This is a genomic window from Streptomyces sp. SID5785, from assembly GCF_009870065.1.
Taxonomy (GTDB): Bacteria; Actinomycetota; Actinomycetes; order Streptomycetales; family Streptomycetaceae; genus Streptomyces.
The window spans coordinates 1-20,015 of sequence record NZ_WWIA01000760.1 but is presented as its reverse complement, the minus strand read 5'-3'; the positions used below and the strand labels follow the sequence as shown (position 1 = coordinate 20,015).

Sequence of the window (20,015 nt, the reverse complement as noted above, 5' to 3'; positions counted from 1 at the left end):
GTCGATGCCGTCCTCGAGTTTGCCGAGGCCGTCGTTGACGCCGTCCTTGAGGTCGCCGAGGAACCCCATGCTCACTCGCCCCCGTTCTGCTGCTGTGCGGCGGCTTCGGCCCGGGCTTCGGGGGAGGGGCCGAAGGTGGAGTCGAGCCACTGGTCGTACTCGGCGTCCGACATGCCGGCCGCGCCGTGCAGGTTCTGGGGGTTGAGGCCCATGGGGCCCATGGTGCGGGAGGTCATCACGTCGCGTCCGGCGTCCTTCCAGCCCTGCTCGCTGTTGGCGAGGGCCTGGTCGAAGGACTCCTTGCTGTAGTCCGGGCCGGACAGGACGCCGGAGGTGGCGATGTCGCCCCAGCCCTGCTGGGTGACCTCGTCCTCGGAGGCGTACGGGTTGCCGATCGCGGCGTTGGTCACGACCTTGAGGCTGCCCTCGACGTACTGCTCGGTCTCGTAGTACGTGCCTGCCGACAGGCCGGTCTTGACGGCGAACGAGTTGCCCTCGTTGACCAGGGACCGCACGCCCCATTCCCAGCGCTCGCAGAACGACTTGAACTCGTCGGTGAGGCCCTCGTGGCCCAGTTCCAGGCCCGACAGGGCGACATCCCCGAAGCCGCGCCCGGCGCCGGCCTCGCCGACCATGCCGAGTTCCTTCAGCTCGGCCAGCGCCTCGGTCAGTCCCTTCGCGACCAGCGCCAGACCATCGGCCTTCAGATCCTTACCGCCACCGCCACCGCCGCTCATCGCGCTGCCCCCTCGTCCGTGTCCGTGTCGGCTTCGGTGTCGCGGTCGACGGCGGCTTCGTCGGGGACGATGCCCATGACCGGCGGGAAGACCATGCCGTCGGGTCCGTCGGCGCAGTCCAGTGCGACGCCGCAGGGCACGCCTGCCGCGGGGACCGCCACGTCGAGGAGGCGGGCGCCCAGGATCGTGCGGTACGTCCATTCGCGGGTGTACTCGCCGCGGGCCTGGGCGTAGCGGGCCAGGGCCTGTTCGTCGGAGAACGCCAGGATGAAGCGGATGCCGTTGAAGTCGGCGGTGAGCAGGCCGCGCTCCTCGTCCGGGACGGGCTCGTCGCCGAGTGGTACCAGGACCGCCGTCCGACGGAACTCGCCCAGCAGCTCCGCGAAGGCCTGCCGCCGCTCGGCGACCTCCGGGTCCTCGATCCCAGGCGCGGCCCCGTCGGCACCGGACTCGTCGGCACCGGGCTCCAGGGCGCCGGGCCCCTCGGTGGCGGCCTCCGCGGCGGCCGGGCCCGGGTCCGCCTGTTCCGCGGCGGCTCTCGCCCCCGGCGGCGGTTCCGCGCCGGGCGGGTCAGGCGTCGCTGTCATCTCCGCGTAGTCCGCGAGACGTGATCGTGGCGTGTGAGGCGGTTCCTCCGCCGGGCCCCCGTGCTCAGACATGCGGTCCATCATCACAACCGGCCGTGGCCGGATCCAGACCCACCCGCCGACCCGTCCGTCTTGCCCGCTTCGCGTCCGGTCGTCCCGGGACCCGCCCCGGTGCCGGTTTGACCTCGGTCACACAGGGGGTACGCTCTTCCGCTCGATTGGCACCCGGCATGCCCCGTATGGCAGACTAGCGGGGTTGCTCGGTTGAGTGCCGATGCTGCGCGCCTCCCGCCGGGAGGACCGGAAGCGAGTCCCACAGTACTCGTCGCCCCATCTGTCGCTTGCGGCAGCGCTGGGGCGGACGTACGGGAATCTTCCGGGAAGCTCAGCGCGGGGCTCCACCAGGCGCCTGGTGGGTTTCTTCCCCCAGCACATGCGGCCCTGGGCCGCGGTTCCTGTAGCAGGGAAATCCGTACGGATATTTCTGTCAGCGACACCGCGACACGCCCGACCGCGTGGGTCGGAGGAAGTGTGAAACAGGGCCCCCAGGAGCCAGAGCGTTTCGAGAGACAGGACTACTAAGTAGCCATGGCGGGACAGAAGATCCGCATCCGGCTCAAGGCCTACGACCACGAGGTCATCGACTCCTCGGCGAAGAAGATCGTCGAGACGGTGACGCGTACTGGTGCGTCGGTCGCGGGCCCGGTGCCGCTGCCTACCGAGAAGAACGTGTACTGCGTCATCAAGTCGCCGCACAAGTACAAGGACTCGCGCGAGCACTTCGAGATGCGCACGCACAAGCGCCTGATCGACATTCTCGACCCCACCCCCAAGACCGTTGACTCTCTGATGCGACTCGACCTTCCGGCCGGTGTCGACATCGAGATCAAGCTCTAAGGGCTGGTGATCGATAATGGCTAAGCAGATCAAGGGCATCCTGGGCGAGAAGCTCGGCATGACGCAGGTGTGGGACGAGAACAACCGTGTTGTTCCGGTCACCGTCGTCAAGGCCGGCCCCAACGTCGTGACCCAGGTCCGCACGAACGACGTGGACGGCTACGAGTCCGTCCAGATCGCGTTCGGCGAGATCGACCCGCGCAAGGTGAACAAGCCCCTCAAGGGCCACTTCGCCAAGGCCGACGTCACCCCCCGTCGTCACCTCGTCGAGATCCGTACCTCGGACGCTTCCGAGTACACCCTCGGCCAGGAGATCACCGCTGAGACCTTCGAGTCCGGCATCAAGGTGGACGTGACCGGCAAGAGCAAGGGCAAGGGCTTCGCCGGTGTCATGAAGCGTCACAACTTCGCCGGCGGCAAGGCATCTCACGGTGCCCACCGCGTGCACCGCAAGCCGGGCTCGATCGGTGGCTGCGCCACCCCCGGCCGTGTGTTCAAGGGCCTCCGCATGGCGGGCCGTATGGGCAACGAGCGGGTCACCACCCAGAACCTGACCGTCCACGCCGTTGACGCGGAGAAGGGTCTGCTGCTCATCAAGGGCGCGGTTCCCGGTCCGAACGGCGGCCTCGTCCTGGTCCGCACCGCGGCCAAGGGGGCCTGAGGTAACCGATGAGCACTGTTGACATCCTTTCGCCGGCAGGCGACAAGACCGGGACGGTCGAGCTCCCCGCGGAGATCTTCGACGTCGAGAAGGTCAGCGTTCCGCTGCTTCACCAGGTCGTCGTCGCGCAGCTGGCCGCTGCCCGCCAGGGCACGCACAAGACCAAGACCCGTGGCGAAGTCCGTGGTGGCGGCAAGAAGCCGTACCGCCAGAAGGGCACCGGCCGCGCCCGTCAGGGTTCGACCCGCGCCCCGCAGTTCGCCGGTGGTGGCGTCGTGCACGGTCCCGTGCCGCGTGACTACTCGCAGCGGACCCCGAAGAAGATGAAGGCTGCCGCCCTGCGTCACGCCCTCACCGACCGGGCCCGCAACGCTCGCATCCACGTCGTCTCCGGCGTGATCGAGGGCGAGGTCTCCACGAAGGCCGCGAAGACGCTGTTCGGCAAGATCTCGGAGCGCAAGAACCTGCTCCTGGTCGCCGAGCGCGCCGACGAGGCCGCGTGGCTCTCCGCCCGCAACCTGCCCCAGGTCCACATCCTGGAGCCGGGCCAGCTGAACACGTACGACGTTCTCGTCTCGGACGACGTGGTCTTCACCCAGGCCGCTTTCGAGTCCTTCGTGTCTGGCCCCAAGGCCGCTGACACCGAAGGGAGCGAGGCCTGATGGCTACGCGTCACCCGAGCATCGCCTCGAAGGCCGCCAAGGCCGCCAAGGCCGCGCGCGTCGCCAAGGCGAAGCGCATCGCCACCGAGGGCAAGATCGCTGTCGAGCCCACGCCGCTGAGCAAGAGCTACACGGACCCCCGTGACGTTCTCGTTCGTCCGGTCGTCTCGGAGAAGTCGTACGCCCTGCTCGACGAGAACAAGTACACGTTCATCGTCGACCCGCGTGCCAACAAGACCCAGATCAAGCAGGCCGTCGAGGCGGTCTTCTCGGTCAAGGTCTCCGGGGTCAACACGATCAACCGTCAGGGCAAGCGCAAGCGGACCCGCACCGGCTTCGGCCAGCGTGCGAACACCAAGCGCGCGATCGTGACCCTCGTTGAGGGCGACCGTATCGACATCTTCGGCCAGGCCTCCTAACGGAGCGCCCTGGTCCGAATATCGGACGAGGACTGAGAAATGGGAATCCGCAAGTACAAGCCGACTACGCCGGGCCGTCGTGGCTCCAGCGTTGCCGACTTCGTCGAGGTCACGCGGTCCACGCCGGAGAAGTCGCTGGTCCGCCCCCTGCACAGCAAGGGCGGCCGTAACAACTCCGGTCGCGTGACCGTCCGCCACCAGGGTGGCGGCCACAAGCGCGCTTACCGCGTGATCGACTTCCGTCGTCACGACAAGGACGGCGTGCCGGCGAAGGTCGCTCACATCGAGTACGACCCCAACCGCACCGCGCGTATCGCTCTCCTGCACTACGCGGACGGCGAGAAGCGCTACATCCTGGCCCCCCGTGGGCTCGCCCAGGGTGCCGTGGTCGAGAACGGCCCGGCGGCCGACATCAAGCCCGGCAACAACCTGGCGCTCCGCAACATCCCGGTCGGTACCACGATCCACGCGATCGAGCTCCGTCCCGGTGGTGGCGCCAAGTTCGCCCGCTCCGCGGGTGCCTCCGTGCAGCTGCTCGCGAAGGAGGGCTCGATGGCCCACCTCCGCATGCCCTCCGGTGAGATCCGCCTGGTCGACGTGCGCTGCCGCGCCACCGTCGGCGAGGTCGGTAACGCCGAGCAGAGCAACATCAACTGGGGCAAGGCCGGCCGCATGCGCTGGAAGGGCGTCCGCCCGACCGTGCGTGGTGTCGTCATGAACCCGGTCGACCACCCGCACGGTGGTGGTGAAGGCAAGACCTCCGGTGGTCGTCACCCGGTCTCGCCGTGGGGCAAGAAGGAGGGTCGTACTCGTGATCGCAACAAGGCGAGCAACAAGTACATCGTCCGCCGCCGCAAGTCGAACAAGAAGCGCTAGGAGCGGGTTTAGATGCCGCGCAGTCTCAAGAAGGGGCCCTTCGTCGACGACCACCTCGTGAAGAAGGTGGACGCCCAGAACGAAGCAGGCACCAAGAACGTCATCAAGACCTGGTCCCGGCGCTCGATGATCATCCCCAGCATGCTGGGGCACACGATCGCGGTGCACAACGGCAAGACCCACATCCCGGTGTTCGTCACCGAGTCGATGGTCGGCCACAAGCTCGGTGAGTTTTCGCCGACCCGCACCTTCCGCGGCCACGTCAAGGACGACCGCAAGTCGAAGCGCCGCTAAGCGGGGTGTGAACGACTATGACGAACATTGAAGGGACAACCATGGAAGCCAGGGCCCAGGCGCGGTACATCCGCGTCACGCCCATGAAGGCCCGCCGCGTGGTGGACCTCATCCGTGGCATGGACGCCACGGAGGCTCAGGCGGTCCTGCGTTTCGCCCCGCAGGCCGCGAGCGTGCCGGTCGGCAAGGTGCTGGACAGCGCCATTGCCAACGCCGCGCACAACTACGACCACACCGACGCCTCCACGCTGGTCATCAGCGAGGCGTACGTGGATGAGGGCCCGACCCTGAAGCGGTTCCGTCCGCGTGCTCAGGGCCGTGCCTACCGGATCCGTAAGCGGACCAGCCACATCACCGTGGTCGTCAGCAGCAAGGAAGGAACCCGGTAATGGGCCAGAAGGTAAACCCGCACGGGTTCCGGCTCGGTGTCACGACCGACTTCAAGTCGCGTTGGTACGCCGACAAGCTGTACAAGGACTACGTCAAGGAAGACGTCGCCATCCGTCGGATGATGACGTCCGGCATGGAGCGCGCCGGCATCTCGAAGGTGGAGATCGAGCGCACCCGTGACCGCGTGCGTGTGGACATCCACACCGCTCGTCCCGGCATCGTCATCGGCCGCCGTGGCGCCGAGGCCGACCGCATCCGCGGTGACCTCGAGAAGCTCACGGGCAAGCAGGTCCAGCTGAACATCCTCGAGGTCAAGAACCCCGAGACGGACGCTCAGCTCGTGGCCCAGGCCGTCGCGGAGCAGCTGTCCTCCCGCGTCTCCTTCCGTCGTGCCATGCGCAAGAGCATGCAGTCGGCGATGAAGGCGGGCGCCAAGGGCATCAAGATCCAGTGTGGCGGTCGTCTCGGCGGCGCCGAGATGTCCCGTTCGGAGTTCTACCGCGAGGGCCGTGTGCCCCTGCACACGCTCCGCGCCAACGTGGACTACGGCTTCTTCGAGGCCAAGACGACCTTCGGCCGCATCGGTGTGAAGGTCTGGATCTACAAGGGCGACGTCAAGAACATCGCCGAGGTCCGCGCCGAGAACGCCGCTGCCCGCGCCGGCAACCGCCCGGCCCGTGGTGGCAACGACCGCCCGGCCCGTGGTGGCCGCGGTGGCGAGCGTGGCGGTCGCGGCCGCAAGCCGCAGCAGCAGTCCGCGCCGGCTGCCGAGGCCCCCAAGGCCGACGCTCCCGCCGCCGCTCCCGCTGCTGAGAGCACCGGAACGGAGGCCTGACCGAAATGCTGATCCCCCGTAGGGTCAAGCACCGCAAGCAGCACCACCCGAAGCGCAGCGGTATGTCCAAGGGTGGCACGCAGGTTGCGTTCGGCGAGTACGGCATCCAGGCGCTCACCCCGGCGTACGTGACGAACCGTCAGATCGAGGCCGCTCGTATCGCCATGACGCGTCACATCAAGCGTGGTGGCAAGGTCTGGATCAACATCTACCCGGACCGTCCCCTCACCAAGAAGCCTGCGGAGACCCGCATGGGTTCCGGTAAGGGTTCGCCGGAGTGGTGGATCGCCAACGTCAAGCCCGGACGCGTCATGTTCGAGCTGTCGTACCCCAACGAGAAGATCGCGCGTGAAGCCCTGACTCGTGCGGCCCACAAGCTGCCGATGAAGTGCAAGATCGTTAAGCGCGAAGCAGGTGAGGCGTGATGTCGGCCGGGACCAAGGCGTCCGAGCTGCGCGAGCTGGGCAACGAGGAGCTTCTGGGCAAGCTCCGCGAGGCCAAGGAAGAGCTGTTCAACCTCCGCTTCCAGGCGGCGACCGGTCAGCTCGAGAACCACGGCCGGCTCAAGGCCGTCCGCAAGGACATCGCGCGGATCTACACCCTCATGCGTGAGCGCGAGCTGGGCATCGAGACGGTGGAGAACGCCTGATGAGCGAGAAGACTGTGACTGAAGAGACTGCCGCCCGCGGCTTCCGCAAGACCCGTGAGGGCCTTGTTGTCAGCGACAAGATGGACAAGACCGTCGTCGTCGCTGTCGAGGACCGCGTCAAGCACGCGCTGTACGGCAAGGTCATCCGCCGTACGAACAAGCTCAAGGCGCACGACGAGCAGAACGCCGCGGGCGTCGGCGACCGCGTCCTCCTCATGGAGACGCGTCCGCTGTCCGCGACGAAGCGCTGGCGCGTCGTCGAGATCCTGGAGAAGGCGAAGTAATCAAGCGGGAGCACTCGCTCCCGCTGCCCCTCGCCCCGTCCACGGGGCGCGGGTCTTCCCCCAGGACCGTTAAGTAATTCCTGCGGCCCTCACCAAGTAGGGGCACCGCAGGACAGTTCCGCCAGGCTCGGTGGGGGTTCGTACGCGAACCCCCGCCGGGAACCGGCAGACGATCAGGAGATAGACGTGATCCAGCAGGAGTCGCGACTTCGCGTCGCCGACAACACTGGTGCCAAGGAGATCCTTTGCATCCGTGTTCTCGGTGGCTCGGGTCGCCGCTACGCGGGCATCGGTGACGTCATCGTCGCCACCGTCAAGGACGCGATCCCCGGTGGCAACGTGAAGAAGGGTGACGTCGTCAAGGCCGTCATCGTTCGCACCGTCAAGGAGCGCCGCCGTCCGGACGGCTCGTACATCCGCTTCGACGAGAACGCCGCCGTCATTCTGAAGAACGACGGCGACCCTCGTGGCACCCGTATCTTCGGCCCGGTGGGCCGTGAGCTGCGCGAGAAGAAGTTCATGAAGATCATCTCGCTCGCGCCGGAGGTGCTGTAAGCATGAAGATCAAGAAGGGCGACCTGGTCCAGGTCATCACCGGTAAGGACAAGGGCAAGCAGGGCAAGGTCATTGCCGCTTACCCGCGCGACGAGCGTGTCCTGGTCGAGGGTGTCAACCGGGTCAAGAAGCACACCAAGGCCGGTCCCACGGCCTCCGGCTCGCAGGCCGGCGGCATCGTGACCACCGAGGCGCCGATCCACGTCTCCAACGTCCAGCTGGTCGTTGAGAAGGACGGCAACAAGGTCGTCACGCGTGTCGGCTACCGCTTCGACGACGAGGGCAACAAGATCCGCGTTGCCAAGCGGACGGGTGAGGACATCTGATGACGACCACCACCAACCCGCGTCTGAAGCAGAAGTACCGCGACGAGATCAAGGGCAAGCTGCAGGAGGAGTTCTCGTACGAGAACGTCATGCAGATCCCCGGTCTGGTCAAGATCGTGGTCAACATGGGTGTGGGTGACGCTGCGCGTGACTCCAAGCTCATGGACGGTGCTGTCCGCGACCTGACCACCATCACGGGTCAGAAGCCGGCCATCACCAAGGCCCGCAAGTCCATCGCGCAGTTCAAGCTGCGTGAGGGCCAGCCGATCGGTGCCCACGTCACGCTCCGTGGCGACCGCATGTGGGAGTTCCTGGACCGCACCCTGTCGCTCGCGCTCCCGCGCATCCGCGACTTCCGTGGTCTGTCCCCCAAGCAGTTCGACGGCCGTGGCAACTACACCTTCGGTCTCACCGAGCAGGTCATGTTCCACGAGATCGACCAGGACAAGATCGACCGCGTCCGGGGTATGGACATCACCGTGGTCACCACGGCGACCAACGACGCTGAGGGCCGTGCGCTCCTTCGTCACCTCGGCTTCCCCTTCAAGGAGGCGTAAGCGAGATGGCGAAGAAGGCTCTGATTGCCAAGGCTGCTCGTAAGCCCAAGTTCGGTGTGCGTGCCTACACCCGCTGCCAGCGTTGTGGCCGCCCGCACTCCGTGTACCGCAAGTTCGGCCTCTGCCGCGTGTGCCTTCGTGAGATGGCTCACCGTGGCGAGCTGCCGGGCGTGACCAAGAGCTCCTGGTAATCCCCTAGTTGGGATGACCGGAGTCTCTCGGTAAGCAAAGGGTCGGCAGAGGCCCTGCCCCTCATGGCTTAGGCTAGGAGGGTTGGGCGTCTCTGCCGCCCTGACCGCCTGCGGACTCTGTCCGCAAATGAATGCTTACTACGCCGTAGGTCCCCGCGCCGCACCCGTCCCGCCCCTGTGTGGGGAGAGGGATGGCGCATACAGGAAACCCCGGCGAGAGAGGCCGAAGGCCAATTCATGACCATGACTGATCCGATCGCAGACATGCTGACGCGTCTGCGTAACGCGAACTCGGCGTACCACGACACCGTGGCTATGCCGCACAGCAAGATCAAGTCGCACATCGCCGAGATCCTCCAGCAGGAGGGTTTCATCACCGGCTGGAAGGTCGAGGACGCCGAGGTCGGCAAGTCCCTCGTCCTGGAGCTGAAGTTCGGCCCGAACCGTGAGCGTTCGATCGCCGGCATCAAGCGGATCTCCAAGCCGGGCCTGCGCGTTTACGCGAAGTCCACCAACCTGCCGAAGGTCCTCGGCGGCCTGGGCGTGGCGATCATCTCCACGTCGCACGGTCTCCTGACCGGCCAGCAGGCAGGCAAGAAGGGCGTGGGTGGGGAAGTCCTCGCCTACGTCTGGTAGCGGAAGGGAACAGGAGGAAACAGCTATGTCGCGTATTGGCAAGCTCCCCATCACGGTTCCCGCCGGCGTGGACGTCACCATCGACGGCCAGGCGGTGACGGTCAAGGGTTCCAAGGGCACCCTGACCCACACCGTTGCTGCGCCGATCGAGATCGCCAAGGGTGAGGACGGCGTGCTCAGCGTCACCCGCCCGAACGACGAGCGTCAGAACAAGGCCCTGCACGGCCTGTCCCGCACGCTGGTGGCGAACATGATCACCGGCGTGACCACGGGTTACGTGAAGAAGCTCGAGATCAGCGGTGTCGGTTACCGCGTCGTCGCGAAGGGCTCCAACCTGGAGTTCTCTCTCGGCTACAGCCACCCGATCCTGGTCGAGGCCCCCGAGGGCATCACCTTCAAGGTGGAGAACCCGACCCACTTCTCGGTCGAGGGCATCGACAAGCAGAAGGTCGGCGAGGTTGCGGCGAACATCCGCAAGCTGCGCAAGCCCGACCCGTACAAGGCCAAGGGCGTCAAGTACGAAGGCGAAGTCATCCGCCGCAAGGTCGGAAAGGCGGGTAAGTAAGCCATGGCATACGGTCAGAAGATCGCTAAGGGCGACGCTTACAAGCGTGCGGCTATCAAGCGCCGCCACATCCGTATCCGCAAGCACATCTCGGGTACGGCCGAGCGTCCGCGCCTGGTCGTGACGCGCTCGAACCGCAACATCGTGGCCCAGGTCATCGACGACGTTAAGGGTCACACCCTCGCGTCGGCGTCGACCCTGGACACCTCGATCCGCGGTGGCGAGGGCGACAAGTCCGCGCAGGCCAAGTCGGTCGGCGCCCTGGTCGCCGAGCGCGCCAAGGCCGCCGGTGTCGAGGCCGTCGTGTTCGACCGTGGTGGTAACCAGTACGCCGGGCGCATCGCTGCCCTGGCGGACGCCGCCCGCGAAGCCGGGCTCAAGTTCTGAGCCCCCGTCGCGCAGCGACTGATGTCGCTGCGTAGCTAGCGGAAACAGAGAGAGGTAATTCCAATGGCTGGACCCCAGCGCCGCGGTGGCGGTGCCGGTGGCGGCGAGCGGCGGGACCGGAAGGGTCGCGACGGTGGCAACGCCGCCGCCGAGAAGACCGCGTACGTTGAGCGCGTTGTCGCGATCAACCGCGTCGCCAAGGTTGTGAAGGGTGGTCGTCGCTTCAGCTTCACTGCGCTCGTCGTGGTGGGCGATGGTGACGGCACCGTGGGTGTCGGTTACGGCAAGGCCAAGGAGGTGCCGGCCGCCATCGCCAAGGGTGTGGAGGAGGCCAAGAAGCACTTCTTCAAGGTCCCCCGTATCCAGGGCACCATCCCGCACCCGATCACGGGCGAGAAGGCTGCGGGCGTCGTCCTGCTCAAGCCGGCTTCCCCCGGTACCGGCGTGATCGCCGGTGGCCCGGTGCGTGCCGTGCTCGAGTGCGCGGGCGTGCACGACATCCTGTCGAAGTCGCTCGGTTCGTCGAACGCGATCAACATCGTGCACGCGACCGTGGAGGCCCTCAAGGGCCTGCAGCGTCCCGAGGAGATCGCGGCTCGCCGTGGTCTGCCCCTCGAGGACGTCGCTCCCGCGGCTCTGCTGCGCGCGCGTGCCGGGGCTGGTGCTGCGTAATGGCACAGCTCAAGATCACGCAGGTGAAGTCGTACATCGGCAGCAAGCAGAACCACCGTGACACCCTGCGTTCCCTCGGTCTCAAGGGGATCAACACGCAGGTCGTCAAGGAGGACCGCCCCGAGTTCCGCGGAATGGTGCACACCGTCCGCCACCTCGTGACGGTTGAGGAGGTCTGATCATGGCGGAGAACAACCCGCTGAAGATCCACAACCTCCGTCCGGCCCCCGGCGCCAAGACCGCCAAGACCCGTGTCGGTCGTGGTGAGGCGTCGAAGGGTAAGACGGCCGGTCGTGGTACCAAGGGCACGAAGGCCCGTTACCAGGTTCCGGAGCGCTTCGAGGGTGGGCAGATGCCCCTCCACATGCGTCTCCCGAAGCTGAAGGGCTTCAAGAACCCCTTCAAGGTCGAGTTCCAGGTCGTGAACCTGGACAAGCTCGCCTCGCTGTACCCCGAGGGTGGCGAAGTCACCGTCGAGGGTCTGGTGGAGAAGGGCGCTGTCCGCAAGAACAGCCTCGTCAAGGTCCTCGGCCAGGGCGAGATCACCGTGGCGCTGCAGGTGACGGTCGACGCCGTCTCCGGCTCCGCCAAGGAGAAGATCACCGCCGCCGGCGGTACGGTCACCGAGCTCGTCTGAACCCAGACGCCGTCTCGATGACATGAGCGATCCCGACCGGGGATACCCCACAAATGGGGTATCCCCGGTTGGTCGTTCCTAGGGGGGTGGGTACGCCGGTAAGGTGACCCCCGCTGCTGTTTTTCTGGGACTTGCGTGCCCCCGGCACCAAACCAGGTTCTCGGCCGTTACGTATTCGTCGAATCCTCAAGACCGTCACCTCTGACGCACGCGCGCGGGGGTCGCAGGAGGCACCGTGCTCACCGCGTTCGCCCGGGCGTTCAAGACGCCCGACCTGCGCAAGAAGCTGCTCTTCACGCTCGGCATCGTCGTGATCTACCGGCTCGGCGCGCATATCCCGATCCCCGGCGTCGATTACTCGAACGTCCAGACGTGTATGGACCAGGCGAGCTCCAACACCGGGCTCTTCGGTCTGGTCAACATGTTCAGCGGTGGCGCGCTGTTGCAGATCACGGTCTTCGCGCTGGGCATCATGCCGTACATCACCGCGAGCATCATTCTGCAGCTGCTCACCGTCGTGATCCCGCGCCTGGAAGCCCTCAAGAAGGAGGGCCAGGCGGGTACGGCGAAGATCACCCAGTACACCCGTTATCTGACGGTGGCGCTCGCCATCCTCCAGGGCACCGGCCTCGTGGCCACGGCCCGGACGGGCGCGCTCTTCCAGGGCTGCCCGGTCGCCAGCCAGATCGTGCCCGACCAGTCGATCTTCATCACGATCACGATGGTCATCACGATGACCGCCGGCACCTGCGTGATGATGTGGCTCGGCGAGCTCATCACCGACCGCGGCATCGGCAACGGCATGTCGATCCTGATGTTCATCTCGATCGCCGCCACCTTCCCGTCCGCCCTGTGGGCCATCAAGCAGCAGGGCTCGCTGGCCGACGGCTGGATCGAGTTCGGCACCGTCATCCTCGTCGGCCTGGTCATGGTCGGCCTGGTCGTCTTCGTCGAGCAGGCCCAGCGCCGCATTCCGGTGCAGTACGCGAAGCGCATGATCGGGCGCCGTTCCTACGGCGGTACGTCCACGTACATCCCGTTGAAGGTGAACCAGGCGGGTGTGATCCCTGTCATCTTCGCCTCGTCGCTGCTCTACATCCCGGCCCTGGTCGCCCAGTTCGCGGGTGGTGACTCGTCGTGGAAGGTCTGGATCGACGACCACCTGACCAAGGGAAATCACCCGATCTACATCGTTACGTACTTCCTCCTGATCGTCTTCTTCGCGTTCTTCTACGTGGCGATCTCGTTCAACCCCGAGGAAGTCGCGGACAACATGAAGAAGTATGGTGGCTTCATCCCGGGCATCCGGGCTGGCCGACCGACCGCTGAGTATCTCTCGTACGTGCTCAATCGGATCACCTGGCCGGGCTCGCTGTACTTGGGTCTGATCGCTCTTGTACCGACGATGGCGTTGGTTGGTTTCGGGGCAAACCAGAACTTCCCGTTCGGCGGCACCAGCATCCTGATCATCGTGGGTGTCGGTCTGGAGACGGTGAAGCAGATCGAGAGCCAGCTCCAGCAGCGCAATTACGAAGGGTTCCTCCGCTGATGCGAATCGTCCTCGTCGGGCCGCCTGGTGCCGGCAAGGGAACGCAGGCCGCGTTCCTTGCCAAGAACCTGTCGATCCCGCACATCTCCACGGGCGACCTCTTCCGTGCCAACATCAGCCAGGGCACGGAGCTGGGCAAGAAGGCCAAGTCCTACATGGACGCCGGTCAGCTGGTCCCGGACGAGGTCACCATCGGGATGGCCAAGGACCGCATGGAGCAGCCGGACGCCGTGAACGGCTTCCTGCTCGACGGCTTCCCCCGCAACGTCTCGCAGGCCGAGGCGCTCGACGTCGCCCTCAAGACGGACGACGTGAAGCTGGACGCGGTGCTGGACCTGGAGGTCCCCGAGGACGAGGTGGTCAAGCGCATCGCCGGCCGCCGCATCTGCCGGAACGACTCGGCGCACGTCTTCCACGTCGAGTACAAGCAGCCGAAGGCCGACGGTGTCTGCGACACCTGCGGCGGCGAGCTGTACCAGCGTGACGACGACAAGGAAGAGACCGTGCGCAAGCGGCTCGAGGTCTACCACACGCAGACCGAGCCGATCATCGGCTACTACCGGGAGCAGGGGCTCGTGAAGACGATCTCCGCGCTCGGCAAGGTGGAAGAGGTGACGGCGCGGGCCATGGAGGCCCTCGGCCGCTGACCGGTCCGCTCCGGCGCATCATCGCTTCGCTCAGGCCGCGGTTCCCCGTCACGGGGGCCGCGGCCTTAGTGTTGACAGGTACGTTTCCCCCTTACCCGGAATGACGGAGAGCGCAGGCCCCTCATGGTGCAGATCAAGACCCCCGAGCAGATTCGCACGATGCGGGAGGCGGGGCTGGTCGTGGCGGCGATCCATGCCGCGACCCGTGAGGCGGCGGTGCCGGGTGCCACGACGCGGGACCTCGATGAGGTCGCCCGCAAGGTGCTCGCCGAGCACGGTGCGAAGTCGAACTTCCTCGGGTACGGCGGCTTCCCCGCGACGATCTGCACGTCGAAGAACGAGGTCGTCGTGCACGGCATCCCGAGCGAGGACGTCGTCCTCGAGGACGGGGACATCATCTCGATCGACTGCGGTGCGATCGTCGACGGCTGGCACGGGGACGCGGCGTACACGGCGTTCGTGGGCTCCGGTCACGCTCCGGAGCTGATCGAGCTGTCCCGCGTGACCGAGGGGTCGATGTGGGCCGGCATCGCCGCCATGAAGGCCGGGAACCGGCTGGTCGACATCTCGCGGGCCGTCGAGACCTACATCCGCCGCCAGCCCAAGCCCGGCGGCGGCAAGTACGGCATCGTCGAGGACTACGGCGGCCACGGCATCGGCACCGAGATGCACATGGACCCGCATCTGCTGAACTACGTCGAGCGGCGCCGCGGGAAGGGCCCGAAGCTCGTGCCCGGGTTCTGCCTGGCCATCGAGCCCATGGTCTCGCTCGGAACCCCGAAGACCGAGGTCCTCCAGGACGACTGGACCGTCATCACGACGGACGGCACGTGGTCCTCGCACTGGGAGCACTCCGTCGCGCTGACGGAGGAGGGGCCGCTCGTACTGACGTCGCCGGACGGCGGCAGGGCGAAGCTGGCCGAGCTGGGCGTGACGGCGGCGCCGGACCCGCTGGGCTGACCCGGCGCCCGCGGACGGGGACCCCAGGCTTAGGGATCTCCGCGACAGGGCAGAATCCCTGGATTCGTCTTTCCGGGGGTACTGACGTAGACTGACTCGTCGGCTCTCGTGTATGCGCATGTCCGGACCCCGGTCGGGACCCCGCAGCGCAGAGTCGATCAAGGTAGTCGATTCGAAGGGCGAAGCGTGGCCAAGAAGCAAGGTGCCATCGAGATCGAGGGCACTGTCGTCGAGTCTCTTCCGAACGCCATGTTCAAGGTCGAGCTCCAGAACGGCCACCAGGTCCTGGCACACATCAGCGGCAAGATGCGTATGCACTACATCCGTATCCTCCCTGACGACCGGGTCGTGGTGGAGCTGTCTCCGTACGACCTGACGCGTGGCCGGATCGTCTACCGGTACAAGTAGATCTTGCCCGAGTCCCGCACTCTGCGGGCCGCCGGCAACTGACCCGGAGAACCTCACCCATGAAGGTCAAGCCGAGCGTCAAGAAGATCTGCGACAAGTGCAGGGTGATCCGCCGTCACGGCCGGGTCATGGTGATCTGCGACAACCCGCGCCACAAGCAGCGCCAGGGCTGACGCCAGACCCGTTCACTGCAGTTCGTTCGTAGATCTCGCGCGACGCAGCACATTGAGTACACATGCAGAACCCGCCGGCGACGAGCCCCGTCTCGTCGTGGCGACACCCTCGGTCGGAGGCCGGGGACCCAGCGCGTACCAAATCTTTGATGACAAAGAGGACGGCGGCTGGGAGTGGTTCTGTTACAGACCTCCGAGTATCAACAGGAGCCTTGAATGGCACGCCTTGAAGGTGTTGACCTCCCGCGCGACAAGCGCGTCGAGGTTGCCCTCACCTACGTGTTCGGCATCGGGCGTACGCGCGCCCAGCAGACGCTGGACGCCACCGGTGTGGACCGCAACGTCCGTGTTCGCGACCTGAGCGAGGAAGACCTCGTCAAGATCCGCGAGTACGTGGACCAGAACTACCAGACCGAGGGTGACCTCCGTCGCGAGATCCAGGCCGACATCCGCCGCAAGGTCGAGATCGGCTGCTACCAGGGTCTGCGCCACCGTCGTGGTCTGCCGGTCCGCGGTCAGCGCACCAGCACGAACGCCCGCACCCGCAAGGGCCCGCGTCGCGCCATCGCCGGTAAGAAGAAGCCGGGCAAGAAGTAGTCCTCAGCGGACGCTTTTCAGCGGTCTTCGCTGTAGGACCGACCACCTCCCGTAGGAGAACGACATGCCCCCCAAGGGACGTCAGGGCGCTGCCAAGAAGGTGCGCCGCAAGGAAAAGAAGAACGTCGCTCACGGCCACGCGCACATCAAGAGCACGTTCAACAACACGATCGTGTCCATCACGGACCCGACCGGCAACGTGATCTCGTGGGCCTCCGCCGGCCACGTGGGCTTCAAGGGCTCGCGCAAGTCGACGCCGTTCGCCGCGCAGATGGCCGCCGAGTCGGCTGCCCGTCGTGCGCAGGAGCACGGCATGCGCAAGGTCGACGTGTTCGTCAAGGGTCCCGGCTCCGGCCGTGAGACCGCGATCCGCTCCCTCCAGGCCACCGGCCTCGAGGTCGGTTCGATCCAGGACGTCACGCCCACCCCGCACAACGGCTGCCGTCCCCCCAAGCGCCGCCGCGTCTGACGCGCGTCGCTTGACCTGAGGATTTCGGGCGGTACGGCTCTTTCGGGCCGTGCCGCCCGTACCCTTGAAGTACTAGTCGGGCATCAAATAGTGGGTGCCCATGACTGAAGGAATCGCAGAATGCTGATTGCTCAGCGTCCCTCGTTGACCGAAGAGGTCGTCGACGAGTTCCGCTCCCGGTTCGTGATCGAGCCGCTGGAGCCGGGCTTCGGATACACCCTCGGCAACTCCCTCCGCCGCACCCTCCTCTCGTCGATCCCCGGCGCTGCTGTCACCAGCATCCGCATCGACGGTGTCCTGCACGAGTTCACCACCGTGCCGGGCGTCAAGGAGGACGTCACCGACCTGATCCTCAACATCAAGCAGCTCGTCGTGTCGTCCGAGCACGACGAGCCCGTCGTGATGTACCTGCGCAAGCAGGGCCCGGGTCTGGTCACCGCCGCCGACATCGCGCCCCCGGCCGGTGTCGAGGTCCACAACCCCGACCTCGTCCTCGCCACGCTCAACGGCAAGGGCAAGCTGGAGATGGAGCTGACCGTCGAGCGCGGTCGCGGCTACGTCTCCGCCGTGCAGAACAAGCAGGTGGGTCAGGAGATCGGGCGCATCCCGGTCGACTCGATCTACTCGCCGGTCCTCAAGGTCACGTACAAGGTCGAGGCCACGCGTGTCGAGCAGCGCACCGACTTCGACAAGCTGATCGTCGACGTCGAGACCAAGCAGGCCATGCGCCCGCGTGACGCCATGGCGTCCGCCGGCAAGACCCTGGTCGAGCTGTTCGGTCTCGCCCGCGAGCTGAACATCGACGCCGAGGGCATCGACATGGGTCCGTCCCCGACGGACGCCGCGCTCGCCGCCGATCTGGCGCTGCCGATCGAGGAGCTCGAGCTCACCGTCCGGTCGTACAACTGCCTCAAGCGCGAGGGCATCCACTCCGTGGGTGAGCTCGTCGCCCGCTCCGAGGCGGACCTGCTCGACATCCGCAACTTCGGTGCGAAGTCGATCGACGAGGTCAAGGCGAAGCTGGCCGGTATGGGCCTCGCCCTGAAGGACTCGCCTCCCGGCTTCGACCCGACCGCCGCCGCCGACGCCTTCGGCGCCGACGACGACGCGGACGCCGGTTTCGTGGAGACCGAGCAGTACTGATGTGACTGCCCGCAGGCATCCGTCTGCGGGGCCCTGACCCCGGTACCTGATACGGCCGGGGCAGACACCAAGGAGAAACACCATGCCGAAGCCCGCCAAGGGCGCCCGTCTGGGCGGCAGCGCTGCGCACGAGAAGCTCCTCCTCGCGAACCTCGCGAAGAACCTCTTCGAGCACGGCAAGATCACGACGACCGAGGCGAAGGCCCGTCGTCTGCGTCCGTACGCGGAGCGTCTGGTCACCAAGGCGAAGAAGGGCGACCTTCACAACCGCCGTCAGGTGCTCCAGGTCATCACGGACAAGAGCGTCGTCCACACGCTCTTCACCGAGATCGCCCCGCGCTACGAGAACCGTCCGGGTGGCTACACCCGCATCACCAAGATCGGTAACCGCCGTGGCGACAACGCGCCCATGGCTGTCATCGAGCTGGTCGAGGCCCTGACGGTCGCGCAGCAGGCCACCGGTGAGGCCGAGGCCGCCACCAAGCGTGCCGCCAAGGACGCCGAGGCTGCCGCTCCGGCCGCCGAGGTCGTCGAGGACGCCACGCCGGCTGCCGCCGAGGAGTCCAAGGACGCCTAGTCGTCCACCGGGTGCTGTGGGCGCTGCGGCTTCGCCGTGGCTGATCGCGCAGTTCCCCGCGCCCCTTCGGGGTGTGTCGAGCGGGTCCGTTCCTTCACCGGGACGGGCCCGCTTCGCGTTGTTGAGAGGATGCACGGGTGAGTGACGAGGTAGCGGACGGGTTCGTGCGGGTGCGGCTCGATCTGTCGTACGACGGCAAGGACTTCTCCGGGTGGGCCAAGCAGCTCCGGCAGGAGACCAGGACGGTGCAGGGCGAGATCGAGAGCGCGCTGCGGACGGTGACGCGGTCGGCCGAGACCTACCAGCTGACGGTGGCCGGGCGCACGGACGCCGGGGTGCACGCACGCGGACAGGTGGCCCATGTGGACCTGCCCGGCGAACTGTGGGCGGAGCACCGCGAGCGGCTGCTGCGCCGGCTGGCCGGGCGGCTGCCGCACGATGTGCGGGTCTGGCGGGTGGCCGAGGCGCCCAGCGGGTTCAACGCGCGCTTCTCCGCCGTGTGGCGGCGCTACGCCTACCGCGTGACCGACCACCCGGGCGGTGTCGACCCGCTGTTGCGGGGTCATGTCCTGTGGCACGACTGGCCGTTGGACGTCGACGCGATGAACGAGGCGGCCGGCCGACTGCTCGGGGAGCACGACTTCGCGGCGTACTGCAAGAAGCGTGAGGGCGCGACGACGATCCGCACGCTCCAGGAGCTGAGCCTCGTGCGCGGCGACGACGGCATCGTCACCGCGACCGTGAAGGCCGACGCGTTCTGCCACAACATGGTGCGCTCGCTGATCGGCGCGCTGCTGTTCGTCGGCGACGGGCACCGGCCGAGCGACTGGCCGGGCAAGGTGCTCGCCGCCGGGGTGCGCGACTCGGCCGTGCACGTGGTGCGGCCGCACGGTCTGACGCTGGAGGAAGTCGGTTACCCGGCCGACGCGTTGCTCGCCGCGCGCAGCAAGGAGGCGCGCAACAAGCGGACCCTGCCGGGCGCCGGCTGCTGCTGATGCCCCGTCATGACGGCTGCTGTCAGCCGGCGGTGGCCGCGGCCGAGGCCTGGGTCTGGCCGCGCCGCTGGATCTGCTGGAACGTGTAGGCGCGCAGGTCGTCGCCGAGGGTGAACAGGGTCTTGTCCTGCTTGGTGGCGTCCTTGCCGTTCGTGAGACCGCCGTTGGTGAAGTAGACGTAGCGGCCGACCGAGTTGGAGGTCTGGCGGCAGACCGTGGTGCGGCAGAACGTGGGCACGCCGGAGCCGGGCAGCGAGACCACGGCGCCCTTCAGCTTGTACTCGGCGGCGGCCTTGGCGGCCTTCGCCTTGGTGTCGAAGACGGCCACGCCGACGGTCACCGCGGAGTCGCCCTTGGTGTAGGTGGCGCGGATCATCTGCGTGCAGCCGTTGTTCTTCAGTACGCCCGTCAGGGCGCCCTGCGCCGCCGAGGAGCACTTCGCCGTGTGGGTCGAGGCGCCCTTCTTGTAGACGGCGCCTCCGGTCGTCACGGAGGCGCCGGGGAAGAGGGTGTCCTCGTTCAGCGGCGCCTTGTCCTTGGCGGCGCTGTCGATGAAGTCGTTCGGGTCGAGCGGCGGCGGCGGGGTCGTCGCCTCGAAGGACGGGCCCGGCGTCCTTCCCTCGCTCGGGATGTCGGCGGTGCTGGGCAGCTGGTCGGCCGGCTTGCCGGCCGCCTCAGAT

At 66.9% G+C, this 20,015-nt stretch carries 34 protein-coding genes; 31 read left to right on the top strand and 3 right to left on the bottom strand.

The window, feature by feature from the left end:
- Positions 1 to 71: 71 nt before the first annotated feature.
- Both GTW43_RS24980 and GTW43_RS24975 read right to left on the bottom strand, forming a co-directional pair.
- A complete protein-coding gene (locus GTW43_RS24980) occupies positions 72 to 737 on the bottom strand; it encodes a hypothetical protein (protein ID WP_161304262.1) in 666 nt (221 codons plus the stop codon).
- Positions 734 to 1,324 (bottom strand): hypothetical protein, encoded by a 591-nt coding sequence (locus GTW43_RS24975; RefSeq protein WP_237536802.1) that lies wholly within the window; start codon positions 1,322 to 1,324, stop codon positions 734 to 736. The genes GTW43_RS24980 and GTW43_RS24975 overlap by 4 nt, the downstream gene beginning before the upstream one ends.
- A gap of 588 nt (positions 1,325 to 1,912) precedes the next feature.
- Between GTW43_RS24975 and rpsJ the strand changes: the two genes are divergently transcribed.
- The 31 genes from rpsJ (at position 1,913) to truA (ending at position 19,335) form a co-directional block, all read left to right on the top strand.
- Entirely contained in the window at positions 1,913 to 2,221 is a 309-nt protein-coding gene (rpsJ, locus tag GTW43_RS24970) for a 30S ribosomal protein S10 (protein ID WP_003948644.1), read from the top strand.
- A gap of 16 nt (positions 2,222 to 2,237) precedes the next feature.
- On the top strand, positions 2,238 to 2,882 hold the full coding sequence (rplC, locus tag GTW43_RS24965) for a 50S ribosomal protein L3 (protein WP_111663844.1): 645 nt from the start codon (positions 2,238 to 2,240) through the stop codon (positions 2,880 to 2,882).
- Between the two features lie 8 nt (positions 2,883 to 2,890).
- Positions 2,891 to 3,544, top strand: coding sequence for a 50S ribosomal protein L4 (rplD, locus tag GTW43_RS24960; protein WP_161304261.1), 654 nt, complete (start codon positions 2,891 to 2,893; stop codon positions 3,542 to 3,544).
- Positions 3,544 to 3,963, top strand: coding sequence for a 50S ribosomal protein L23 (rplW, locus tag GTW43_RS24955; protein WP_161304260.1), 420 nt, complete (start codon positions 3,544 to 3,546; stop codon positions 3,961 to 3,963). Before rplD ends, rplW begins: the two co-directional genes overlap by 1 nt.
- A gap of 39 nt (positions 3,964 to 4,002) precedes the next feature.
- On the top strand, positions 4,003 to 4,839 hold the full coding sequence (rplB, locus tag GTW43_RS24950; RefSeq protein ID WP_161304259.1) for a 50S ribosomal protein L2: 837 nt from the start codon (positions 4,003 to 4,005) through the stop codon (positions 4,837 to 4,839).
- A 12-nt stretch (positions 4,840 to 4,851) separates the two neighbouring features.
- On the top strand, positions 4,852 to 5,133 hold the full coding sequence (rpsS, locus tag GTW43_RS24945; protein ID WP_030782571.1) for a 30S ribosomal protein S19: 282 nt from the start codon (positions 4,852 to 4,854) through the stop codon (positions 5,131 to 5,133).
- A 41-nt stretch (positions 5,134 to 5,174) separates the two neighbouring features.
- On the top strand, positions 5,175 to 5,522 hold the full coding sequence (gene rplV / locus GTW43_RS24940) for a 50S ribosomal protein L22 (protein WP_009997296.1): 348 nt from the start codon (positions 5,175 to 5,177) through the stop codon (positions 5,520 to 5,522).
- The gene (gene rpsC / locus GTW43_RS24935) at positions 5,522 to 6,358 is read left to right on the top strand and encodes a 30S ribosomal protein S3 (RefSeq protein ID WP_161304258.1); all 837 of its coding nucleotides are present in this window, start codon (positions 5,522 to 5,524) and stop codon (positions 6,356 to 6,358) included. The genes rplV and rpsC overlap by 1 nt, the downstream gene beginning before the upstream one ends.
- Before the next feature lie 5 nt (positions 6,359 to 6,363).
- Entirely contained in the window at positions 6,364 to 6,783 is a 420-nt protein-coding gene (rplP, locus tag GTW43_RS24930) for a 50S ribosomal protein L16 (protein WP_055553500.1), read from the top strand.
- Positions 6,783 to 7,007 carry a 50S ribosomal protein L29 gene (gene rpmC / locus GTW43_RS24925; protein ID WP_018564811.1) on the top strand — a complete coding sequence of 75 codons (225 nt, stop codon included), beginning with the start codon at positions 6,783 to 6,785 and terminating at the stop codon, positions 7,005 to 7,007. Before rplP ends, rpmC begins: the two co-directional genes overlap by 1 nt.
- Positions 7,007 to 7,291, top strand: coding sequence for a 30S ribosomal protein S17 (rpsQ, locus tag GTW43_RS24920; protein WP_111663851.1), 285 nt, complete (start codon positions 7,007 to 7,009; stop codon positions 7,289 to 7,291). The genes rpmC and rpsQ overlap by 1 nt, the downstream gene beginning before the upstream one ends.
- A gap of 186 nt (positions 7,292 to 7,477) precedes the next feature.
- The gene (gene rplN, locus GTW43_RS24915) at positions 7,478 to 7,846 is read left to right on the top strand and encodes a 50S ribosomal protein L14 (protein WP_003998823.1); all 369 of its coding nucleotides are present in this window, start codon (positions 7,478 to 7,480) and stop codon (positions 7,844 to 7,846) included.
- Positions 7,847 to 7,848: 2 nt separating this feature from the next.
- On the top strand, positions 7,849 to 8,172 hold the full coding sequence (gene rplX / locus GTW43_RS24910) for a 50S ribosomal protein L24 (RefSeq protein ID WP_018543913.1): 324 nt from the start codon (positions 7,849 to 7,851) through the stop codon (positions 8,170 to 8,172).
- A complete protein-coding gene (rplE, locus tag GTW43_RS24905; protein WP_161304257.1) occupies positions 8,172 to 8,729 on the top strand; it encodes a 50S ribosomal protein L5 in 558 nt (185 codons plus the stop codon). The genes rplX and rplE overlap by 1 nt, the downstream gene beginning before the upstream one ends.
- 5 nt (positions 8,730 to 8,734) lie before the next feature.
- Positions 8,735 to 8,920: a type Z 30S ribosomal protein S14 gene (locus tag GTW43_RS24900; protein WP_003956452.1), complete on the top strand. Its 186-nt coding sequence runs from the start codon at positions 8,735 to 8,737 to the stop codon at positions 8,918 to 8,920.
- 237 nt (positions 8,921 to 9,157) lie between these two features.
- Complete coding sequence (rpsH, locus tag GTW43_RS24890) at positions 9,158 to 9,556, top strand: 30S ribosomal protein S8 (protein ID WP_028812365.1); 399 nt, start codon at positions 9,158 to 9,160, stop codon at positions 9,554 to 9,556.
- Between the two features lie 25 nt (positions 9,557 to 9,581).
- Positions 9,582 to 10,121, top strand: coding sequence for a 50S ribosomal protein L6 (gene rplF / locus GTW43_RS24885; protein ID WP_161304256.1), 540 nt, complete (start codon positions 9,582 to 9,584; stop codon positions 10,119 to 10,121).
- Between the two features lie 3 nt (positions 10,122 to 10,124).
- Positions 10,125 to 10,508, top strand: a complete 384-nt coding sequence (gene rplR, locus GTW43_RS24880; protein ID WP_018528362.1) for a 50S ribosomal protein L18 — start codon at positions 10,125 to 10,127, stop codon at positions 10,506 to 10,508.
- A 63-nt stretch (positions 10,509 to 10,571) separates the two neighbouring features.
- Positions 10,572 to 11,180, top strand: a complete 609-nt coding sequence (rpsE, locus tag GTW43_RS24875; RefSeq protein ID WP_161304255.1) for a 30S ribosomal protein S5 — start codon at positions 10,572 to 10,574, stop codon at positions 11,178 to 11,180.
- Positions 11,180 to 11,359 (top strand): 50S ribosomal protein L30, encoded by a 180-nt coding sequence (rpmD, locus tag GTW43_RS24870; protein WP_052580766.1) that lies wholly within the window; start codon positions 11,180 to 11,182, stop codon positions 11,357 to 11,359. Before rpsE ends, rpmD begins: the two co-directional genes overlap by 1 nt.
- 2 nt (positions 11,360 to 11,361) lie before the next feature.
- Positions 11,362 to 11,817, top strand: a complete 456-nt coding sequence (gene rplO, locus GTW43_RS24865) for a 50S ribosomal protein L15 (protein WP_111663854.1) — start codon at positions 11,362 to 11,364, stop codon at positions 11,815 to 11,817.
- A 235-nt stretch (positions 11,818 to 12,052) separates the two neighbouring features.
- Positions 12,053 to 13,366: a preprotein translocase subunit SecY gene (gene secY, locus GTW43_RS24860; RefSeq protein WP_161304254.1), complete on the top strand. Its 1,314-nt coding sequence runs from the start codon at positions 12,053 to 12,055 to the stop codon at positions 13,364 to 13,366.
- Positions 13,366 to 14,013: an adenylate kinase gene (locus GTW43_RS24855; RefSeq protein WP_161304253.1), complete on the top strand. Its 648-nt coding sequence runs from the start codon at positions 13,366 to 13,368 to the stop codon at positions 14,011 to 14,013. Before secY ends, GTW43_RS24855 begins: the two co-directional genes overlap by 1 nt.
- Before the next feature lie 123 nt (positions 14,014 to 14,136).
- Complete coding sequence (gene map, locus GTW43_RS24850; RefSeq protein WP_161304252.1) at positions 14,137 to 14,973, top strand: type I methionyl aminopeptidase; 837 nt, start codon at positions 14,137 to 14,139, stop codon at positions 14,971 to 14,973.
- 186 nt (positions 14,974 to 15,159) lie between these two features.
- Positions 15,160 to 15,381 carry a translation initiation factor IF-1 gene (gene infA / locus GTW43_RS24845; protein ID WP_003948620.1) on the top strand — a complete coding sequence of 74 codons (222 nt, stop codon included), beginning with the start codon at positions 15,160 to 15,162 and terminating at the stop codon, positions 15,379 to 15,381.
- A 59-nt stretch (positions 15,382 to 15,440) separates the two neighbouring features.
- A complete protein-coding gene (rpmJ, locus tag GTW43_RS24840) occupies positions 15,441 to 15,554 on the top strand; it encodes a 50S ribosomal protein L36 (protein ID WP_003974245.1) in 114 nt (37 codons plus the stop codon).
- A gap of 216 nt (positions 15,555 to 15,770) precedes the next feature.
- Positions 15,771 to 16,151: a 30S ribosomal protein S13 gene (rpsM, locus tag GTW43_RS24835; RefSeq protein ID WP_161304251.1), complete on the top strand. Its 381-nt coding sequence runs from the start codon at positions 15,771 to 15,773 to the stop codon at positions 16,149 to 16,151.
- Positions 16,152 to 16,215: 64 nt separating this feature from the next.
- Positions 16,216 to 16,620, top strand: a complete 405-nt coding sequence (rpsK, locus tag GTW43_RS24830; RefSeq protein WP_003948617.1) for a 30S ribosomal protein S11 — start codon at positions 16,216 to 16,218, stop codon at positions 16,618 to 16,620.
- Between the two features lie 120 nt (positions 16,621 to 16,740).
- Positions 16,741 to 17,763, top strand: a complete 1,023-nt coding sequence (locus GTW43_RS24825; RefSeq protein WP_003966937.1) for a DNA-directed RNA polymerase subunit alpha — start codon at positions 16,741 to 16,743, stop codon at positions 17,761 to 17,763.
- Positions 17,764 to 17,845: 82 nt separating this feature from the next.
- A complete protein-coding gene (gene rplQ, locus GTW43_RS24820; RefSeq protein WP_161304250.1) occupies positions 17,846 to 18,340 on the top strand; it encodes a 50S ribosomal protein L17 in 495 nt (164 codons plus the stop codon).
- Between the two features lie 137 nt (positions 18,341 to 18,477).
- Entirely contained in the window at positions 18,478 to 19,335 is an 858-nt protein-coding gene (gene truA / locus GTW43_RS24815) for a tRNA pseudouridine(38-40) synthase TruA (protein WP_161301002.1), read from the top strand.
- A 22-nt stretch (positions 19,336 to 19,357) separates the two neighbouring features.
- Here the strand turns inward: truA and GTW43_RS24810 are convergent.
- On the bottom strand, positions 19,358 to 20,015 hold a 658-nt coding region (locus GTW43_RS24810; protein WP_161304249.1), incomplete at its 5' end, for a hypothetical protein.

Bases quoted from the DNA above. Each gene is read 5' to 3' on its own strand.
- rpsM (WP_161304251.1), top strand. From the start codon at position 15,771: ATGGCACGCCTTGAAGGTGTTGACCTCCCGCGCGACAAGCGCGTCGAG.
- rpsJ (WP_003948644.1), top strand. From the start codon at position 1,913: ATGGCGGGACAGAAGATCCGCATCCGGCTCAAGGCCTACGACCACGAG.
- map (WP_161304252.1), top strand. From the start codon at position 14,137: ATGGTGCAGATCAAGACCCCCGAGCAGATTCGCACGATGCGGGAGGCG.
- GTW43_RS24825 (WP_003966937.1), top strand. From the start codon at position 16,741: ATGCTGATTGCTCAGCGTCCCTCGTTGACCGAAGAGGTCGTCGACGAG.
- rplB (WP_161304259.1), top strand. From the start codon at position 4,003: ATGGGAATCCGCAAGTACAAGCCGACTACGCCGGGCCGTCGTGGCTCC.
- GTW43_RS24855 (WP_161304253.1), top strand. From the start codon at position 13,366: ATGCGAATCGTCCTCGTCGGGCCGCCTGGTGCCGGCAAGGGAACGCAG.
- rpmD (WP_052580766.1), top strand. From the start codon at position 11,180: ATGGCACAGCTCAAGATCACGCAGGTGAAGTCGTACATCGGCAGCAAG.
- GTW43_RS24980 (WP_161304262.1), bottom strand. From the start codon at position 737: ATGAGCGGCGGTGGCGGTGGCGGTAAGGATCTGAAGGCCGATGGTCTG.
- rplO (WP_111663854.1), top strand. From the start codon at position 11,362: ATGGCGGAGAACAACCCGCTGAAGATCCACAACCTCCGTCCGGCCCCC.
- rplC (WP_111663844.1), top strand. From the start codon at position 2,238: ATGGCTAAGCAGATCAAGGGCATCCTGGGCGAGAAGCTCGGCATGACG.
- rpsS (WP_030782571.1), top strand. From the start codon at position 4,852: ATGCCGCGCAGTCTCAAGAAGGGGCCCTTCGTCGACGACCACCTCGTG.
- rplP (WP_055553500.1), top strand. From the start codon at position 6,364: ATGCTGATCCCCCGTAGGGTCAAGCACCGCAAGCAGCACCACCCGAAG.
- rplV (WP_009997296.1), top strand. From the start codon at position 5,175: ATGGAAGCCAGGGCCCAGGCGCGGTACATCCGCGTCACGCCCATGAAG.
- GTW43_RS24900 (WP_003956452.1), top strand. From the start codon at position 8,735: ATGGCGAAGAAGGCTCTGATTGCCAAGGCTGCTCGTAAGCCCAAGTTC.
- rplR (WP_018528362.1), top strand. From the start codon at position 10,125: ATGGCATACGGTCAGAAGATCGCTAAGGGCGACGCTTACAAGCGTGCG.
- rpsQ (WP_111663851.1), top strand. From the start codon at position 7,007: ATGAGCGAGAAGACTGTGACTGAAGAGACTGCCGCCCGCGGCTTCCGC.
- rplW (WP_161304260.1), top strand. From the start codon at position 3,544: ATGGCTACGCGTCACCCGAGCATCGCCTCGAAGGCCGCCAAGGCCGCC.
- rpsE (WP_161304255.1), top strand. From the start codon at position 10,572: ATGGCTGGACCCCAGCGCCGCGGTGGCGGTGCCGGTGGCGGCGAGCGG.
- rpsH (WP_028812365.1), top strand. From the start codon at position 9,158: ATGACCATGACTGATCCGATCGCAGACATGCTGACGCGTCTGCGTAAC.
- rpmC (WP_018564811.1), top strand. From the start codon at position 6,783: ATGTCGGCCGGGACCAAGGCGTCCGAGCTGCGCGAGCTGGGCAACGAG.
- rplF (WP_161304256.1), top strand. From the start codon at position 9,582: ATGTCGCGTATTGGCAAGCTCCCCATCACGGTTCCCGCCGGCGTGGAC.
- rpsK (WP_003948617.1), top strand. From the start codon at position 16,216: ATGCCCCCCAAGGGACGTCAGGGCGCTGCCAAGAAGGTGCGCCGCAAG.
- rpsC (WP_161304258.1), top strand. From the start codon at position 5,522: ATGGGCCAGAAGGTAAACCCGCACGGGTTCCGGCTCGGTGTCACGACC.
- GTW43_RS24975 (WP_237536802.1), bottom strand. From the start codon at position 1,324: ATGACAGCGACGCCTGACCCGCCCGGCGCGGAACCGCCGCCGGGGGCG.
- rplQ (WP_161304250.1), top strand. From the start codon at position 17,846: ATGCCGAAGCCCGCCAAGGGCGCCCGTCTGGGCGGCAGCGCTGCGCAC.
- rpmJ (WP_003974245.1), top strand. From the start codon at position 15,441: ATGAAGGTCAAGCCGAGCGTCAAGAAGATCTGCGACAAGTGCAGGGTG.
- rplE (WP_161304257.1), top strand. From the start codon at position 8,172: ATGACGACCACCACCAACCCGCGTCTGAAGCAGAAGTACCGCGACGAG.
- rplX (WP_018543913.1), top strand. From the start codon at position 7,849: ATGAAGATCAAGAAGGGCGACCTGGTCCAGGTCATCACCGGTAAGGAC.
- rplD (WP_161304261.1), top strand. From the start codon at position 2,891: ATGAGCACTGTTGACATCCTTTCGCCGGCAGGCGACAAGACCGGGACG.